Source organism: Paenibacillus sp. FSL R7-0345, assembly GCF_038595055.1.
Taxonomy (GTDB): domain Bacteria; phylum Bacillota; class Bacilli; order Paenibacillales; family Paenibacillaceae; genus Paenibacillus_AQ.
This window is the reverse complement of the sequence record NZ_CP152002.1, coordinates 2980037-2996603: the sequence shown is the minus strand read 5'-3', so window position 1 is coordinate 2996603 and position 16567 is coordinate 2980037. Positions and strand designations below refer to the sequence as shown.

The following is a 16567-nucleotide window of genomic DNA, read 5'->3' as shown; positions in this document are numbered from 1 at the left end:
TGACGATTTAGAGCCTAGCTGCGTTCTGCCAGAGTCTTCGCCTGTTTTACAGCATCATCCCACTCTTTTGCAGGGTCCGCTTTCTTCTCGATTACGTTCTTGAGCGCATTCTTGAAGAAGGTATCCGTCTGGTCATGCAGCGGTCCGTAATATACTGGTTTAACGCGGTTAGCCGCTTTACCAAATTCCACAGCCGTCTGCTGTCCGCCGAAGAAATCATCCTTGAAGTCTACGAATGCAGGATCTTCATACAGTGCAGGGATCGAAGGCATCAGGCCTTTGGTCTTGAACGACTCCAGCTGATTGTCCTTGTTAACCATCCACTGGATGAAATCATAAGCTTCTTTCGGGTGTTTGCCTTCCTTCGGCAGGGTGATGAACGATCCGCCCCAGTTACCGGCGCCTTCAGGCAGCTGGGCAATTTTCCATTTGCCGGCCGAGTCCGGCGCATTGCTCTTGATATTACCGGCCATCCAGGCAGGTCCCATGACTACGGCGAACGAGCCGTCGCTCATGCCTTGGCCCCATTCAGGCGACCACAGCAGGTAGTTGCTGATCCAGCCTTCCTGGATGCCTTTTACTGTGAAATCGTAAGCTTTCTTGACCTGCGGATTGGTGTCGCCGATGAATTTACCGTCAGCCTTGCTGAAGTAGATTTCATCTGCAGACTGGTCGCGCAGCGCGTTATAAGTCAGATCAGTCAAGTCGGAGAAATATTTGCCGGTCTTGTCTTTGTAGGCCTTCGCTACAGCAGCAAATTTATCCCAGGTATCAATTGCTGCGCTGAAGCCTTCAGGATCGCTAGGCAGTCCGGCTGCTTCAGCCAGATCCGTGCGGTAGTAAACAACAGTTGGCCCGATATCGGTCGGAAGTCCAAGCTGGAAGCTGCCGTCGATCGAGGAAGCCTGCTTCCATTTCCAGTCCAGATAGTTAGCCTGAATGTCCTTCGCGCCAAGGTCGTTCAGGTTGTAGAATTTATCCTGGGCACTGATGAAACGCTCCATGAAACCGATTTCAAGTTGGAAAATATCAGGTGCGCCGGAGCCTGCGGATAAAGCGGTAGTCAGATTGTTGTGATGCGCAGTCTGGTCACCGGTATTTTGGATTTTGATCGTAACGTTCGGATGCTCCTTCGTATACTCGTTCGCCAGCTCTTCATAGTTGACGTTACCGAGTGTCCAGAAGGACAGCTCCACTTTTTCAGCAGGCTCTGCAGTTGCTGCTTCTGTAGCCGGAGCATTTGTACCTTTTGCGTTGTTACCCGTATTATCTTTGTTCGCATTGTTCTCTGCGTTGTTGCCCCCGCATGCTGCCAGTGATCCTACGAGCATGACGGACGCAAGTGCCAGCGCCAGATTCTTTCCTGTTTTCATTCCTCTGTACCCCTCTCAAAGGTTTCTCTTACAAGACTTAGTGTACCTTACGAGAAACCTTTTGCAGAGGAGGCAAACTTCCGATTTAGGGTTGAAATACTTACGATTCCGGGCAGCCCGGATTGGATTTATCACTCCTCCACAGTTATACTGGTTGTATTTCAAGTTCATATTCACAGTTAAAAAGGAGAATGTTCTAATGCCTATCAACCGCCCGCTATATACCGACAGCGACCTGCAGGAAGCCATTGACCGCAAGCTGCCGGTACGGGTCTTTGAGGATGACCATCTGGTGAATTCAGGTGCAACGGTTGTCCGCTTTACCGATTCCGATGTCATTATCCAGTCGCGGGTCAGCGACTTAACCTATTATTCGCGCCGCACCTGCCAGTTTTTCGAAGTCCGGGGCTAGATCATGAAAGGACAGCCCTCCGGCACCTGTGAATTGTGCGGCCGTTCTCCCCTGGCAACAACCGTCCACCATCTGGTCCCGCGGGAAAAAGGAGGCGCCCTCCAGCCGACTGCACTGCTGTGCAAAGCCTGCCACCGGCAGATTCACGCCATCTATACTAATGATGATCTGGTGACGCTTGGACTTACTACGATAACAGCCCTACAGCGCGATCCGCAGATTGCTGCTTATCTGAAATGGATCGCCAAGCAGGCCCCGGGATCAGAGCCCAGGCTGCGCAAGTCACAGCATGTCCGCGGAAAGCGCTGACTACGGATAACACAAAGAAGCCGGACACTGCACTCAGGGCAGGTGTCCGGCTTATATTCTGTTGCAGCAATTAAGCTGCGAAATGGGCTTGAGTAATCTTCAGGCTACCGCTTCATCATATTTCCGCTGTTCAACTTTTCATTAAGTATGTCTTGAAAGCTCTGTGTTTTCTCTTCGGCTCTGGATTGCTTGTGCTCGGTGACCGGTTGAGGTCTAAAATATTGATGATTGTAAGACATAAGATTATGTACTGCCATATTCATAATGGTTCAGCCTCCTCCCGAAATCTACACCCTTGCACGGATGCGAATGACTTATTCCTTATTTAACCATCTGCTTCCATTCCTAAACCCTTTTGTCTGCATATTTTTTGCATAATCATAAAAAAAAATAGCTTCAGGCCCTGATTTAGGCCTAAAGCTATCCGGTAAAGCTATTTCAATGCTGCCCATGAGGCGTCATCCAGCTGCTCCAGCTCGTGTGTCTCCAGCCGGAAGCCCATTGCTCCGATATTTTCCTTGGCATGCCGGACTTTGGACGCTCCGGGAATCGCGACAACGGTCTCCCCGTGGAAGTGAATCAGCCAGTTCAGCGCAACCTGACCGTGGGTTACCCCGTACTTCCCGGCCAATGCCGCTAAAAGATCGATCAGCGGCCTGCTGCGGGCAAGACCTTTCTCATCCAGTCCGGACTGTATCTTTCTGATCATGGACAGCTTGCTGATCTGTGCGGGATCGTTATGGAACCGCCCGGTCAGAACGCCCTGCTGCAGCGGCGAATAGGCAATAATGGAGATGCCCAGCTCCTTCGCGGCAGCCATTGTCCCGTTCCGGTCAATATTCCGGTGAAGCAGATTATATTTGACCTGATTGGACACCAGCTTCAGCCCGTGTTCCTGCAGCAGCCGGTGCGCTTTGACCATCTGGCCTGCTGAATAATTACTCACTCCGGCATAGCGGATTTTCCCGGCTTTAACCAGCCCGGCCATAGCCTTCATCTCACTGGTAATGGAAGATAATGAGAACGGCTGGTGAATCTGATACAAGTCAATCTGCCGTCCGCCCAGGCAGCGGATGCGTTCATCAATGGTTGCAGGCAGAGAGCCTGCCGTCCGCAGCAGCGGCCACCATTTGGTTGCAATCAGCGGCTCTGCATAAGCACTGCCCTCAAGCTTCAGCTGATCCAATGCTGCTGCCAGCGCCTGCTCTGATTTGCCTCCCCCGTATATTTCAGCCGTATCGACCCAGTTCATGCCGCCTTCCAGACTTACCCGGACAATATCGAGAATATCGGCATCCGTAAGATTGCTCCAGTACTTGCCGACGATTCCGCTGCCCCGGCTGAACTGCCAGCAGCCCAGACCCAGCGGTGAAACGGACAGCTCTGACCGTCCCAGCGGACGTAGTGGAGTTAGTGCTGTTACAGTGCTCATAACTCATCCTTCTTCCCAAAAATTTTGGAGTTAATAATACTGAATAATATGGTATAATTACCCTGCTCTGCGTGTTAGATGCTAAGTGAACGCTGACCGGAGTTACAACTTTATCGGGGGGACCTCATGTTTAAAATCCTGGGCTTTTTGTTTCTTGCACAATTTTTAGGTAATCCCTTACTGGCCTTGATTGTATTATTACTGGTCCTGTATTTTCTGGACCGCCGGTATGTCGGCATCATGCCCAGCATTGCCAAGCCTTTCCGCCGGGGACGGCAAATGTCCAGATTGCGGACGACCATCACCCTCAACCCCAATGACGTCTCCTCCAAATTCGAGCTGGCCCGCCTGCTGATTGAACGCAAGCGTTACAGCGATGCAAAAGAGCTGCTGCTGCAAATCGCTGACCGTTATGAGCAGTCAGCTGAATATTGGGTCGAGCTTGGATATGCGAACCTGAAGCTGGGAATGCTGCCGGAAGGCGAAGCCCAGATGCTGCAGGGGCTTGAGATCAACCGGCGGACACAATACGGCCAGCCTTTTCTCCGCCTGGCTGAAATGTTCCGGGGAATTGACCAGGATAAGGCACTTCATTATGTAAGCCAGTTCCAGGAAATTCAAACCTCCTCCAGCGAAGCTTATTATCTGGCCGGGTCCATGTATAAGGCTCTGGGCCGGAATGATGAGGCCAGACGTGCTTTTGAAGAATCCGTAGCGATTTACCGCTCACTCCCGAAATACAAAAAACGTCAGGAACGCGGCTGGGCGCTGCGCAGCTATTTTGCGAAGATGCGCTAGACTGCATATGTACATATTCTACCAAAGAACCTCTCGGCTGAACTGGGCTGCCAGTGATGCACAGAGGTTTTTTTGTCCGTTAACCAGCTGCTGCTCCCTTTCTCCACTGCTACCTTTTCACTGTAAACTATAGGTTACACAGCTTATAAAGTAAATCGCTTTAATCCTCACAGCAAATAAAGCTATCCGGTCATTCACACCGGATAGCTCCTCCCAGATTTCGGCAGCTTGCAAGCTACTCGTCTTCCTCTGTTTCTTCAACCTCATACACACAGCGGAACATTTCAATTCCCGCAGGATTCTCACCAAGACTGTACACCATAAAGCCCAGGGCCCGGTAAAAGTCTGCGGCAATTTCGTCCTCGGTTTCCGCGAGCACATACCGCGGCTGGCGCTCAGCCAGCAGCTCCAGGATCATTCCCCGGGCATAGCCCTTGCCCCTGTTCTCCGGCAATACGGCGATGTGGCGGATCTCCAGCGAACCATCCTCAGTTACCTCAAAGCCTGTAAGTCCGAGCAGCACTCCTTCCTCTTCCCAGCCGTATAGCTGCAAGGCAGGCAGCTTACTATATTCGGCTGAAGCGCGCCACAGGGCATCAGGTTCATCTATAACCGCATAAGCCAGCAGCTCATCCACTTCGGGTGTTCCGATACGCGGCTTCAGGTCTGTAAACATAACACTTCCTCCGTTACCATTTGAATTTGTAAAGAATAATTAAGCCAGTCCACACACCAATCAGGTTCAGCAGCAGATCGTCAACATCAAAGCTGCCCACCCGCAGCAGCATCTGCAGGGTTTCGAGCAGAAGGATGGAGGGAACTGCCCACAGCGTAAGCGTAAATACTCGCCGGAATCTGGCCTGTACCAGCGGGATCAATATACCGAAGGGTATAAAAACAATAATATTCCCAGACAGATTAATCAGTCTGCCCTTAAAAGACACTCCGTTGTCCAGATCGAAATACAGCTTCACTGTATGCAGCGGCTCCAGATTATATTGCATTGCCCCTTCTGTGCGCACAGTCCGGCCAAATCCGAGAAACATCCAGTATAACACAGCAGCGCTATAAAAAAACAACAGTACCCCCGCCAAAAAACGCCATCCCGGACGGAGCTCCGCCCTGCGTGAGGGACGCCTGCCGGCACGTCCCCTGTTCGGCCCTTTAGTTATGGGTCTCACCATCAATAATCTCAATGCTGCCGTCCTGCTTGCCGATAATGGCCATGCTGGCAATGCCGATGAACAGTCCGTGATCAACCACGCCTGAAATCCCCTGCAGCTGCCCAGCCAGCTCTGGAGCCGAAGCGATTGCTCCAAAATGGCAGTCCGCGATGTAATTCCCGTTATCTGTCCGGTAGAGTTCTTCCCCGCTGTGGCGCAGCTCCGGCTTGCAGCCAAGCTTCTCCAGCTTGGCTACCGTCCATTCCCAGGCGAACGGAACAATCTCCACGGGCAGCGGAAATTTGCCCAGTGTATCCACCGCTTTGCTCTCGTCGGCAACAACGATCATCCGCGTGCTGCCCATCGCTACGATTTTCTCACGCAGCAGGGCGCCGCCGCCGCCTTTGATCAGCTGAAGCCTGCCGTCCAATTCATCCGCCCCGTCAATGGTAAGGTCCAGGCTGTCAATATCTCCGAAGGCAACCAGCGGAATGCCCAGCTCACGTGCCTGGTCCTCGGAAGCCTGTGAAGTAGCCACAGCCGTAATATTGAGACCTTCCCGGACCCGCTCCCCCAGCTTCCGGATCGCCCAGTAAGCGGTAGAGCCTGTTCCCAGACCCACCTTCATCCCGTCCTGTACATATTCCACGGCTTTTTCCGCAGCCAGCTGCTTAACATTGACACTCATTTTAATACCTCCATGTTATCCGTTATAATGGTCTGTAAATATCAATATAATATCACTTCCGGGAGGATTCACGATGAGAACCGCAAATCAGATCCAATCCAAAATGAATGAGCTGACGCTCCAGCGCAGATCACTTATGAGCCGGCTGGCTCCGCTTCCGCAGGACAGCCCCCAGCGGGCAAGCTTGGATACCCAGCTCAGCAGGCTTGACGATATGATCTTGATGCTGGAATGGGTGCTCGACGCGCCGGTCGGCAAATACCACGCCTGATGCCGCTTTAAATATAGGTTTTAAGCGTTTCCCCATATAACCGGGCGTTCTCCTGTTCAAAGCAGATAAACGTGATGTTATTCAGCGGCAGCTTGTCCGGTTCAGCGCCCCGCACATAGTTTACAACTGCGGAGAGAGCAGTCTCGCAGGCCAGCTGTCTGGGAAAGTTATAGATGCCCGTACTGATGTTGGGAAAAGCTATGCTGCGCGCTCCGCGTGCACAGGCCAGATCAAGACTGCTGATATAACATCTGGCCAGCGTTGCCGTCTCTCCTGCACCTCCGCCCTTCCAGATCGGTCCGACAGTATGTATAATCCCCAGGTTAGGCAGTCTGCCTGCGGAGGTAAGGGCCGCTTCCCCCGGCATGACACCGCCCTGCTTCTGGCGGATCGCCGCACACTCAGCGGCAATCTGCGGCCCGCCGGCACGGTGAAGCGCCCCGTCGACACCGCCGCCGCCGTACAAGCCCGAATTGGAGGCGTTTACGATTAGATCGCCCTTCCAGGCGGTGATATCTCCTGAACTCACCGAAATAATCACATGATCAATGCGGACTTCCATATCCGGCTTCCTCCTTCACCGTAGCTTCCAGATTCGTAATCAGCTCTTTTTCACCTTTGCGGGCCGCTTTGCCGGGAAACGATAGATGTTCAGCCAGCACACCCTGAATCGATGCGCCGCGGATCCGCGTCAGCATCCATTGCCGGGCATCCTCCAGCGTCATTTCTCCGGTTCCGGCCGGTACACGGCACAGGGCATAGGTAGTCCCGGTCTCTCCCTTGTGGAGCTGTTCCTCCGGTGCGGAGAGCACAGTATATTGAAATAAAGGGACGGCCTCCGGTCTTTCCTCATCCTCACCAAACTGCTCAAAAAATACGGAATACATGAACAGACCGGTCGGAGCCGCTGCGCTCTCAGCCTCCTGCTGCCTGATCAGCCTGCTGTTCTGATAGGCAATCAGTCCGGCAGCAAGCAGCAGGAAAAGAGCGGCACCGGCAATTGCCGAAATCATCATGCTCACCTGCCATTCGCGTTCTTTTATACACCGTTACTATATTATCACGGGAAGATCATGCGGGAAATGGTCCTTAGGGGTGTAAAGACGAATTATGGCGGGTTTCTTAAAAGTTACTTTGAAATATTCATATTAACAGTTGAAACTTCCGGAAGCATGATTCATAATGGGTTTGTACATGCTGTTTGTCAATCCATTAGATATCAAGGAGGAATAGCTTCAATGAAATTTTTCTTGGATACCGGAAATATTGAAGAGATCAAACGGATTACCCGGCTCGGATTAGTGGATGGCGTGACGACGAACCCGTCGCTGATCGCCAAAGAAGGCAGACTGTTCAAAGATGTAATCAGAGAAATTGTTGAGATTGTACCCGGTCCAGTTAGCGCCGAGGTTATCGGCCTGACTACCGACGAAATGCTAAGCGAAGCTCTTGAAATTGCAGAATGGGCCCCGAACGTAGTCATCAAGCTCCCAATGACCGAAGACGGTCTGGCTGCCTGCTACGAGCTGACCAAGCGCGGGATCAAGACTAATGTAACCCTTATTTTCTCCGCCGCCCAAGGCCTGATGGCTGCTAAAGCAGGCGCTACTTATATCAGTCCGTTTGTCGGCCGCCTGGATGATATCGGAGTGGACGGAATGAAGCTGATCAAGGATCTGAAGACCATTCTGACCAACTACGGGCTGTCCTCCGAAATTATTGCAGCCAGCATCCGCAACATTGCCCACGTCGAAGAGGCAGCAATTGCCGGTGCGCATATTGCAACCATTCCCGGTTCCCTGCTCCCTTCCCTGTGGAAGCACCCGCTGACCGATAACGGGATCGAGCGTTTCCTGAAGGACTGGGAGACCGTACCGAAGGAAGCTAAATAACAAATATTTTATATGTATAAAGCACCTCTACCTTGGCAGGGGTGCTTTTTGCTGCACTTTTGATTGACAGCATTAGTTGTCATGATTATAATTGTCATAACAACTAATTATGAAAGGACGATTTCTATGTCCGGTTCCCCCCAGCAATTCCTCGGATTTTTGCTTGGCTCCACCTACCGGAGAATTTCCACAGCCTTCGCCCGTGCGTTGAAGCCTTACGATATTACCCCTGAACAGTGGTCTGTCCTGCTTATGATTGTCGACCGCAGCGGCATTAACCAGAAGGAGGTCGCGGCGGCAGCGGCCAAAGACCAGCCCACTACAGCAAGAATTGTTGAGCTGCTGCTCAAGAAGGGCTTTATTACGAAATCGCTGAACCAGAATGACCGCCGTGCCTTCCTGCTTTATCCTACTGATGAGGGTAAGCAGCTGATTGAAGATACCGTGGCCCTTGAACGGCAGGTCCTTAGCTCAGCCGTAACCGGCCTTACTGAAGAACAGCTTGAACAGCTCCGCGTCATGCTGGAGCATATCTATCACAACACAGCGAATACACCACAAGAATAGGAGCAGAACATATTGAATAATTCAATAGAACGTTTATGGACCAAATCGTTTATCACCCTTACCATCTGTAATCTGCTATTGTTTATCGGATTGCAGATGACCTTATCGACTCTACCTGTCTACGCCAAAGACAGCCTTTCAGCTACTTCGGTGCAGATCAGCCTGGTTACCAGCCTGTTTGCGTTAAGCGCTATCGCTTCCCGGCTATTTGCCGGCAAAACGATGGAGAAAGGCGGCCGCAATCTGCTGATTTTCCTTGGCGTCGCTATCTGTCTTGCTGCTGTAACCGGTTATTACTGGTCCGGCACTATTACTGTCCTGCTGCTGATGCGCATGCTGTTTGGTATCGGCTTCGGCATGGCCAGCACCGCTTTTCCGACAATGGCCTCTGATGTCATTCCGATCCGCCGGATGGGTGAAGGGCTGGGTTACTTTGGCCTTTCGACTAGTCTGGCTATGTCAGCCGGTCCGCTGATTGGACTCAGCCTGCTGCAGGGCCCCGGATTCAGCACTCTGCTGCTGTGCACAGGCCTTGCCGTTGCACTTATTCTGCCGCTGGGCTACCGGTTGACCCGAAGCCTGCCGTCTCATCACAAAGAGCCGGCAGCGGCTGCTACACCCGGGCCTAAAGCTAATGTGTTCCGTAAGTTGCTGATCCCCGGCCTGCTAAATCTGCTGCTGTCCATTTCCTACGGCGGACTGCTTGGTTTTCTTGCCCTGTATGGACAGGAAGCCCACCTGGATCATATCGCTTACTTTTTCCTGTTCAATGCGGTGGCTATTGTCATTATCCGGCCGGTTTCCGGCAAAATATATGACCGCTTCGGCCCGGCAGCCCTGCTGATCCCAGGCAGCCTGTTCATTATCGGCGGACTGCTGCTGCTCTCCTTCGCTTCTTCAACCGCTGCGCTGTTTCCGGCAGCACTCTGTTACGGCATCGGCTTCGGTTCCATGCAGCCTGCTCTGCAGACCTGGATGATCCAATCCGTCGATCCCCGCCAGCGCGGGACGGCCAACGGGATGTTCCTGAACTCCCTGGATTTAGGAGTTGCTATCGGTACAATGATTCTTGGCTCTGTTGCTTTATACAACTCCTATGCCGTGATGTACCGTTACTCCGCACTGGCACCGCTGCTGCTGCTGGTGATTTACAGCCTGATTCTCTTTATGAAGCGGCGCAGCCGTTCAGCAAACAGCCCCGTTACAGATTAACCGGCAGCCGGCTGCAGTTTTACCAGCTGTTACCGGGCACGCTGCCGGTAGCCGGCTGGAAGCTTCAGCGGCTTATCCCTTCTCTTCCCGTTGCTGCCTGCGCTCTTCTGACCGGGGGTTACAGCCAGCAGCGTCAGCAGTCCCCCCACAACGCTTACTCCGGCCATTGTGCCGAACAGCAGCCATTGTCCCCTAGGCATCAGCAGCGAAACAACCGGCGGACCCAGGGCTACACCGATGAACCGCATACTGCTGTACAGGGAGGTAATTGTCCCGCGGCTTTTCTGTTCAATTCCTTCCGTGATCAGAGCATCCATACTGGGCAGTGCTATACCGATACCAATCCCCCCTGCACTAAGCAGTCCTACCAGCCAGTAGATTCCGGAACCAAAGGCTGTAATAACCATAGCCGCAGCCACCAGGAACATCCCGCCGCAGCCGATCCACTTCATCCGCGGCTTATTTTGACCGATTATTTTACCGCTTCCGTATGAAGCCAGACATAAGAGGGCCAGCGGAATGGCCAGTACCAGACCTTTTATGACTCCGTGAATATTATATTTGCCCTCAAGCGTTTCGGATAAGTAAAAAAGCACTCCAAAAATCACGAACATACAAATGCCGCCGATTGCAAAAATAGCATACAGCCAGCGGCCGTGTTCCCGCAAAATTGCAATAATGCCGGACAAAAAATCTTTAAGACTCTGCTTTTCACCCTTCCGTTCAGGCTCTTTAACAAGAAACCATACCAGCAAGAAAGAAAGAAGACACAAAACAGGAATTGAAATAAACGGAGCGTACCACAGCAGCAGCCCCAGATAAGCACCAAGAATCGGACTGAGCACCTTGCCAAAGGTATTCGAGGTTTCGATCAGGCCGAGGCCTTTGCTAACCTGCTTTTCATCCTTGAACAAATCGCCTACAAATGGCAGTACAATGGGAAAAGCACCTGCCGCACCGATCCCCTGCAGTACACGTCCGCCCAGTATAATCCAGTAAGCCGTAATGCCCTCCGTGAACCAGGCAGCGGCAATACAGACAGCTCCGCCTGCAGCAGCAATAATCAGGCTCGGCATAATAATTTTTTTGCGGCCGTAACGATCAGAAAGATAGCCCGCAACCGGAATCATCAGGATCGCCATCAGACCATAAAGCGTAATCAGCAAACTGACCTGGAAAGAACTGATCTGCAGTTCCCGGGAAATTTGCGGCAGCACCGGAATGAGCATAGAGTTGCCGAGGGTCATAATAAGCGGGATGGAGGCTAACGCCATAAGATCCCATTTTTTATCCTTCATGGAGTGACCACCTTTGCTTTCGTTGACAATCCCTGTTAGTGTGCTTGCTTCCGTTCATCTATATTCAGAAAAAAAAATGGCGCAGGACCATTCCCGGAAAAAGGGAGAGTCTTGCGCCATTCCTCTTATTTATACAGGTACAATATTCAACAAGCTTATAGGGGATTTGCTTCTATTGATTCCCTCGCTGCGGCAGGCAGAAAGGTGCTGGGCAGGCCCAGACTGTAAATATGCAGCAGGTGCATGGCCCGGGTACAGGCGGTATAAAACAGCTTGCGCTCATTTTCACGGCCGTACTTTTCCTGGGAGCCGTCATAAATGATAACCGCATCGAACTCCACCCCTTTAGCCAGATAGGCGGGAAGCACGAGTGTCCCTTTCTGGAAGTTCGGGGTTTCCTTGGTAACCAGTCTGACCGGCAGGCTGCTTTGCAGCTTGGCATGCACCTCAGCGCTCTCTTCTGCTGTCTTGCAGATCACAGCAACATAGTGATAGCCTGCGGCATGCAGCTTCAGCACGTCCTCTTTCACTGCAGACAACAACTCGGGCTCACTTTCCACAACAGTTAGCGAAGGAGCCTCACCCCGGCGGTTGAAGGGAACAATTCTTTCTCCCCCGGGAATCATGGCCCGGGTAAATTCCACAATCTCATACGTCGAGCGGTAACTCCTTGTCAGGGAGATCACCTCTGTGTTTTCCTCGCCGTATATGCTAACCAGGCTGGACAGATCGCCCAGCACCTCACCCTGGGCATAAATCGCCTGATTAAGATCACCGAGCACTGTCATTTTGGCCCGCGGGAACAGCCGGCGCATAAACTCCAGCTGGAACGGGGAGTAATCCTGTACTTCATCTACAATGACGTGACGGATCAGTGTATTGGTCCTGAAGCCCTGGCTCAGCTCTTTCAGATACAGGAAAGGTGTTGCATCCTCGTAGGCCAGTTCCCCGGCAGAAATGGTTTCCAGCGTCAGCCTGCAGATCTCGTCCCAGCTTTCCGGCATTTCTGCCCCGGCATTCATCCGGTCCATCAGCTCACGGTCTGCGAAGAGCCTGCTGTACAGCCCTTTGACATCTACGAACCGGCCGCGTTTGGTCCAGCCGCGCAGCGGCTTCAGCTTCTGGCTGACGATGTAGCGGGCCAGCATGCTTTTTTCGGTATCAAAATCATCAAAGCTTTCGTTATGCCCGCCTCCCTTACGCCGGGTCATCTGATACGCCCGCTGGTAATCGCTGGTGTCAAGCAGCTCCATCTGCTCCTCTACCCATGCCGCATTGCGTTCCTCTACGCTGAAAGCGGCAATCTGCTTGAGCAGCCAGCCGGTCATCAGATCAATCCGGTTCGCAAGCTTGATAGCGGGGTCATAAGAATAGAACTGACGCTCCATCTCATCCTTGCTGACGATCGCTTTTCCCTGGAACATCAGCGGTTTGAACAGCATGCCCTCATGTTCCAGCAGATTGACATACCGCCGGATCGCATCCAGAAAAGCTACGGAGGATTTATAGCCGATTCCTTCCCGGCGGACTGCCGCTGACGGATGATCGGGATCGCCCAGCAGGCTCTCGGTCTGGCTGAATACGTCCTCAAGCTGAAACTCCTGGCCCAGCCTGTGCTCCAGATACATCTGGAACGTGGTCTGCTGCATATTTTCCTCACCCAGCTCAGGAAGTACAGTAGACACGTAGCTGTTAAACAGCGGATTCGGCGAGAACAGCAGCATCTGGTCAGCCTGCAGCACTTGCCGGTATTTATACAGCAGATAGGCTACGCGCTGGAGAGCCGCCGAGGTTTTGCCGCTGCCAGCAGCCCCCTGGACGACCAGCATCCGGCTCCGGTCGTTACGGATAACCGCATTCTGTTCCTTTTGAATCGTGGCTACAATGCTCTTCATCCGGTCATCCGCGCTGTGGCTCAGCACCTGCTGCAGCAGCTCGTCGCCAATGGTCATTCCTGTATCAAACATCACTTCAATCTGGCCGCTGTCGATCACGAACTGGCGCTTAAGCTCCATTGTTCCGCTCACCAGACCTCCCGGCGTCTCATAGGCAGCCGGTCCGGGTGCCCCGTCGTAGTAGAGGCTGGAAATAGGCGCACGCCAGTCATAGATCAGGAAGGTGCCGTCGTCCTCCATTAAAGAGCCGATGCCGAGATAGATCTGCTCCCCTTCAGCGTCCGGCTGCTCAGCGAAATCAATCCGGCCAAAGTAAGGTGAATTGACCAGTTTTCTATATTTTTTGAGCGCCTTGCTGGACTGCAGATGGTGACGCTCACGTTCATTCAGAATTTGCGCCTGCTGCCGCAGACTGGTCGAGGTCTCGCCCAGGTCGTCCGGGCTGCTGAAGTTAACTGTAACCTCTTCCCAGAAATCTTTACGCATATCGACAACATCGGTACGGTGCAGGCCCAGCTCCTCGGAGAGCTGCCGGATACGGGCGCTAAGCAGTCTGGTAATCCCGCTTACCCGCCCCTGTTCTTCTTTCCATTCTTGATCATGTTTCTCCACTGCAAGAAATCCCCCTTTGAAAGGTTGACGTTTAAGTCTCTTTGTAACCATTCATTTGTCTGAGTTTATATAATTGAGTTCTGTTGCAGATTATTCCTTCTCGTCACTGTTCACACGGTTAATCTGATCGGCCAGCCGGTCAAGCCGGTCAAGCTGGTAACCATAATCATAAATCGCGGCTGCCACCACTGACAAGCGCAGCTGTCCAGATTTTTCCGGATCATAGCCTTGGATGGCTGCCTCGAGAAAACGGTCATTGTCCTCGGCAAGCAGCTCCGAGTCATTGGCTCCAGGTTTCAATTTGTCTTCAAACTTGAGCAAAATGTACTCATGATACTTAATCAGCTGCTCCAGGTGACGGTCAAACAGCTCATCCGTCCGTTCGGTACGCTCTGCCTGGAAATAGTGGCGGTCAATGGCTTCAAGAACCGCAAAGCCCTTTTGCAGGGTGTGCAGCAGATTTTTGTACACCACCATTTGCCGGGTCTGGCTGTATTTTGCCCTGCGCAGCTGTTTCTGTTCCTCCTCGAACAATCCGTATTTATCGGCAAGCGCCTTGATTGAGCCTTCGAGCGCATTTTTTTCATCCCGGAACACGCTTTCCTTCATCTCATGCGAGACTGCAGTCCGCAGCAGCAGCGACAGGCTGGTGAACACACTCTCAATCTGCTGAATATACTGCTTACGCGGCTTTGGCGGAAATACACTGATATTTATCAGGAATGCTGAAACAATACCCGTTAAAGTAAGCAAAAAGCGGGTCAGCGCAAACTCCCATTGCCCGGACGCCTCCATCACAGAGATTACCGTTACCAGGGTCAGGCCGATCGTATCGGCGCGGTTCATTTTCATACTGATCATAATAACCAGAATACATACGAGCCCGACCGCAATCGGCTCATTGGACAGGAGCATTCCGCCCAGCAGCGCAATTACCGCTCCCATGGTACTCGTCTGGATCTGGTCCAGGAAATACCGCCATGAGCGGTAAATGGACGGCTGCATGGCAAAAATTGCCGCGATGGCCGCACCGACAGGAGAAGAAAACTGCAAGAGTACGGATAAATAAAGTGCCAGTGTAACTGCCATTCCTGTTTTTAATATGCGGGCGCCAAAAGCCAAATCCATCCCTCCTAAAAACTTCATTAAACTCCCCCAAAATCTTGCCGGAGGAGCATTCATCTAAAGTTTATTCACATTTCATATGTATATCCTGTATAGCTTCCGTCAATCTCTATTAGGGTACAAATGTAATTACCCATGAACCAGGCCGGCGAATTTTAGCAGCGCTTAAGCCCGGCTTCATGTTTCTTTCAGCTTCCCGGTAATACTGTGTACGGCAGTACCATTCCATCCCAAGAGGTGAACGCATGAGCAACAAGATCAGAAAAATTGCAGCATTTACGGCAGCCGTCATGCTCTGCCTGGCTCCGGCCGCTGCTTATGCCGAGACGGGTTCCGGCGCTACGCCTGCTCCGGCAGCGGACAATATCAGCTCCGCCAAAGAACAGCCGTCACATCCCCATCACAGCAAAGGCTTCAAGGGAGGCGGACATTTCATCCTGGGTGAAACCGCAAAGCTCCTCGATATGGACCGCAGAGAGCTGATGGACCGCCTGAAGAGCGGGCAGACCCTTTACAGTCTGGCCAAGGAAAAGAAGGGCTGGAGCGAGGACCAGTATATCCAGAAGCTGAGCGAAGCCGCCAGCCTCAAGCTGGACGAGTCCCTCAAGGAAGGCCAGCTGACCAAGGCTGAAGTCAAGAAGCTGAAGGCCGGACTTCCTGCACTGCTGAAGCTCAGCATCTCTTCTGCCGCAAATGCGCACGCAGATAAGGCTCCACAGAAACCGGTTACGCCGGCCCAGTAAAGCCAGGTGCGGACACCACAGCCTATATAGGCTGATGGTGTCCGCATTTTATATTAACAGATCTTTATTCATTTCCGTCTCCGCGTGTTCCGGTACGCTTCAAAGCAGGCAATGGACAACATCAGCCAGGCACCGCTTGCCGTATACCCTCCAATCACATCGCTGGGATAATGGACCCCCAGATAAATCCGGCTCCAGCCGATGCCGATCGTCATAAAGACAGTGAACAGGATCAGGAGGATCCGCTCTCTCCGCCGCCGCATATGGCGCCATAGCAGGTAAGCCACAGCCCCGTATAAGGAAAAGGCAGCCATGGAGTGACCGCTGGGGAAGCTGTAGCCCGCCTGTTCAATCAGACGGTGAATCGTTGGGCGCTCGCGGTGAAACCACAGCTTGAGCAGCGTGTTCAGCAGCTGAGAGCCAAGGCCTACCCACAGAAACAGAAGCAGCTCCATCCTGTGCCTCAACACAAAGAAGAGCAGCGCCATCGTCACTAGTGAAATGATGACGGCGAGACTGGAGGAGCCGACCAGTGACAGGCTTTTGGCCAGAGAGGTCAGCCCTGGTGACTCCGCTGATTGTACGGCATGGATAATAGAATTGTCAAAATAAGCGGTCTTGTTAAGTGCCACCAGCAGGGCAATAACAGCAAAACCTGAAGCAAACCATAAAGAGAACCGGAATCCTCTGGACCATCGGCGATATTGAAGCATGACTAACCCCTTGTCTGATAAGTATTCTGTGAAGTCGTTGCCTGAGAACCGTCTTGCCGTGATA

20 protein-coding genes are annotated in these 16567 nt (G+C 52.4%); 8 read left to right on the top strand and 12 right to left on the bottom strand.

Going from position 1 to position 16567, the window contains the following annotated elements:
* Positions 1 to 14: 14 nt before the first annotated feature.
* Positions 15 to 1373 (bottom strand): extracellular solute-binding protein, encoded by a 1359-nt coding sequence (locus NST84_RS12675; RefSeq protein WP_342565912.1) that lies wholly within the window; start codon positions 1371 to 1373, stop codon positions 15 to 17.
* A 199-nt stretch (positions 1374 to 1572) separates the two neighbouring features.
* Between NST84_RS12675 and NST84_RS12670 the strand changes: the two genes are divergently transcribed.
* A complete protein-coding gene (locus NST84_RS12670; protein ID WP_068727415.1) occupies positions 1573 to 1785 on the top strand; it encodes a hypothetical protein in 213 nt (70 codons plus the stop codon).
* Positions 1786 to 1788: 3 nt separating this feature from the next.
* Positions 1789 to 2094 carry an HNH endonuclease signature motif containing protein gene (locus NST84_RS12665; RefSeq protein WP_342565911.1) on the top strand — a complete coding sequence of 102 codons (306 nt, stop codon included), beginning with the start codon at positions 1789 to 1791 and terminating at the stop codon, positions 2092 to 2094.
* Positions 2095 to 2198: 104 nt separating this feature from the next.
* Here NST84_RS12665 and NST84_RS12660 read toward each other — a convergent pair whose 3' ends face one another.
* Together NST84_RS12660 and NST84_RS12655 are read right to left on the bottom strand one after the other, a co-directional pair.
* Complete coding sequence (locus NST84_RS12660; protein WP_342565910.1) at positions 2199 to 2357, bottom strand: hypothetical protein; 159 nt, start codon at positions 2355 to 2357, stop codon at positions 2199 to 2201.
* Positions 2358 to 2527: 170 nt separating this feature from the next.
* Positions 2528 to 3526, bottom strand: coding sequence for an aldo/keto reductase (locus NST84_RS12655; RefSeq protein ID WP_342565909.1), 999 nt, complete (start codon positions 3524 to 3526; stop codon positions 2528 to 2530).
* A gap of 126 nt (positions 3527 to 3652) precedes the next feature.
* Here NST84_RS12655 and NST84_RS12650 point away from each other — a divergent pair, with 126 nt between their 5' ends.
* Positions 3653 to 4324 carry a tetratricopeptide repeat protein gene (locus NST84_RS12650; RefSeq protein WP_342565908.1) on the top strand — a complete coding sequence of 224 codons (672 nt, stop codon included), beginning with the start codon at positions 3653 to 3655 and terminating at the stop codon, positions 4322 to 4324.
* A 235-nt stretch (positions 4325 to 4559) separates the two neighbouring features.
* On the opposite strand, the gene NST84_RS12645 is transcribed toward NST84_RS12650, so the two are convergent.
* From NST84_RS12645 to rpiA, 3 genes are all read right to left on the bottom strand, one after another.
* Positions 4560 to 5000: a GNAT family N-acetyltransferase gene (locus tag NST84_RS12645; protein ID WP_342565907.1), complete on the bottom strand. Its 441-nt coding sequence runs from the start codon at positions 4998 to 5000 to the stop codon at positions 4560 to 4562.
* A gap of 13 nt (positions 5001 to 5013) precedes the next feature.
* Entirely contained in the window at positions 5014 to 5418 is a 405-nt protein-coding gene (locus tag NST84_RS12640; protein WP_342565906.1) for a VanZ family protein, read from the bottom strand.
* 70 nt (positions 5419 to 5488) lie between these two features.
* Positions 5489 to 6175, bottom strand: coding sequence for a ribose-5-phosphate isomerase RpiA (rpiA, locus tag NST84_RS12635; RefSeq protein WP_342565905.1), 687 nt, complete (start codon positions 6173 to 6175; stop codon positions 5489 to 5491).
* 73 nt (positions 6176 to 6248) lie between these two features.
* Here rpiA and NST84_RS12630 point away from each other — a divergent pair, with 73 nt between their 5' ends.
* Positions 6249 to 6446 (top strand): hypothetical protein, encoded by a 198-nt coding sequence (locus NST84_RS12630; RefSeq protein WP_342565904.1) that lies wholly within the window; start codon positions 6249 to 6251, stop codon positions 6444 to 6446.
* Positions 6447 to 6453: 7 nt separating this feature from the next.
* On the opposite strand, the gene NST84_RS12625 is transcribed toward NST84_RS12630, so the two are convergent.
* On the bottom strand, positions 6454 to 7008 hold the full coding sequence (locus tag NST84_RS12625; protein ID WP_342565903.1) for a macro domain-containing protein: 555 nt from the start codon (positions 7006 to 7008) through the stop codon (positions 6454 to 6456).
* On the bottom strand, positions 6992 to 7468 hold the full coding sequence (locus NST84_RS12620; RefSeq protein WP_342565902.1) for a hypothetical protein: 477 nt from the start codon (positions 7466 to 7468) through the stop codon (positions 6992 to 6994). Before NST84_RS12620 ends, NST84_RS12625 begins: the two co-directional genes overlap by 17 nt.
* A 216-nt stretch (positions 7469 to 7684) precedes the next feature.
* On the opposite strand from NST84_RS12620, the gene fsa reads away from it, so the two are divergent.
* From fsa to NST84_RS12605, 3 genes are all read left to right on the top strand, one after another.
* On the top strand, positions 7685 to 8338 hold the full coding sequence (gene fsa / locus NST84_RS12615) for a fructose-6-phosphate aldolase (protein ID WP_342565901.1): 654 nt from the start codon (positions 7685 to 7687) through the stop codon (positions 8336 to 8338).
* A 126-nt stretch (positions 8339 to 8464) separates the two neighbouring features.
* Positions 8465 to 8905 carry a MarR family transcriptional regulator gene (locus NST84_RS12610; protein WP_342565900.1) on the top strand — a complete coding sequence of 147 codons (441 nt, stop codon included), beginning with the start codon at positions 8465 to 8467 and terminating at the stop codon, positions 8903 to 8905.
* Between the two features lie 12 nt (positions 8906 to 8917).
* Entirely contained in the window at positions 8918 to 10117 is a 1200-nt protein-coding gene (locus NST84_RS12605) for an MFS transporter (RefSeq protein WP_342565899.1), read from the top strand.
* Between the two features lie 29 nt (positions 10118 to 10146).
* Here NST84_RS12605 and NST84_RS12600 read toward each other — a convergent pair whose 3' ends face one another.
* From NST84_RS12600 to NST84_RS12590, 3 genes are all read right to left on the bottom strand, one after another.
* Positions 10147 to 11415 carry an MFS transporter gene (locus tag NST84_RS12600; protein ID WP_342565898.1) on the bottom strand — a complete coding sequence of 423 codons (1269 nt, stop codon included), beginning with the start codon at positions 11413 to 11415 and terminating at the stop codon, positions 10147 to 10149.
* A gap of 155 nt (positions 11416 to 11570) precedes the next feature.
* A complete protein-coding gene (gene helD / locus NST84_RS12595) occupies positions 11571 to 13973 on the bottom strand; it encodes an RNA polymerase recycling motor HelD (RefSeq protein ID WP_342565897.1) in 2403 nt (800 codons plus the stop codon).
* Positions 13974 to 14012: 39 nt separating this feature from the next.
* Positions 14013 to 15044 (bottom strand): aromatic acid exporter family protein, encoded by a 1032-nt coding sequence (locus tag NST84_RS12590; protein ID WP_342566414.1) that lies wholly within the window; start codon positions 15042 to 15044, stop codon positions 14013 to 14015.
* 248 nt (positions 15045 to 15292) lie between these two features.
* Between NST84_RS12590 and NST84_RS12585 the strand changes: the two genes are divergently transcribed.
* Complete coding sequence (locus NST84_RS12585; RefSeq protein ID WP_342565896.1) at positions 15293 to 15790, top strand: hypothetical protein; 498 nt, start codon at positions 15293 to 15295, stop codon at positions 15788 to 15790.
* Between the two features lie 68 nt (positions 15791 to 15858).
* Here NST84_RS12585 and NST84_RS12580 read toward each other — a convergent pair whose 3' ends face one another.
* Positions 15859 to 16503, bottom strand: coding sequence for a phosphatase PAP2 family protein (locus NST84_RS12580; RefSeq protein ID WP_342565895.1), 645 nt, complete (start codon positions 16501 to 16503; stop codon positions 15859 to 15861).
* Between the last annotated feature and the right edge of the window lie 64 nt (positions 16504 to 16567).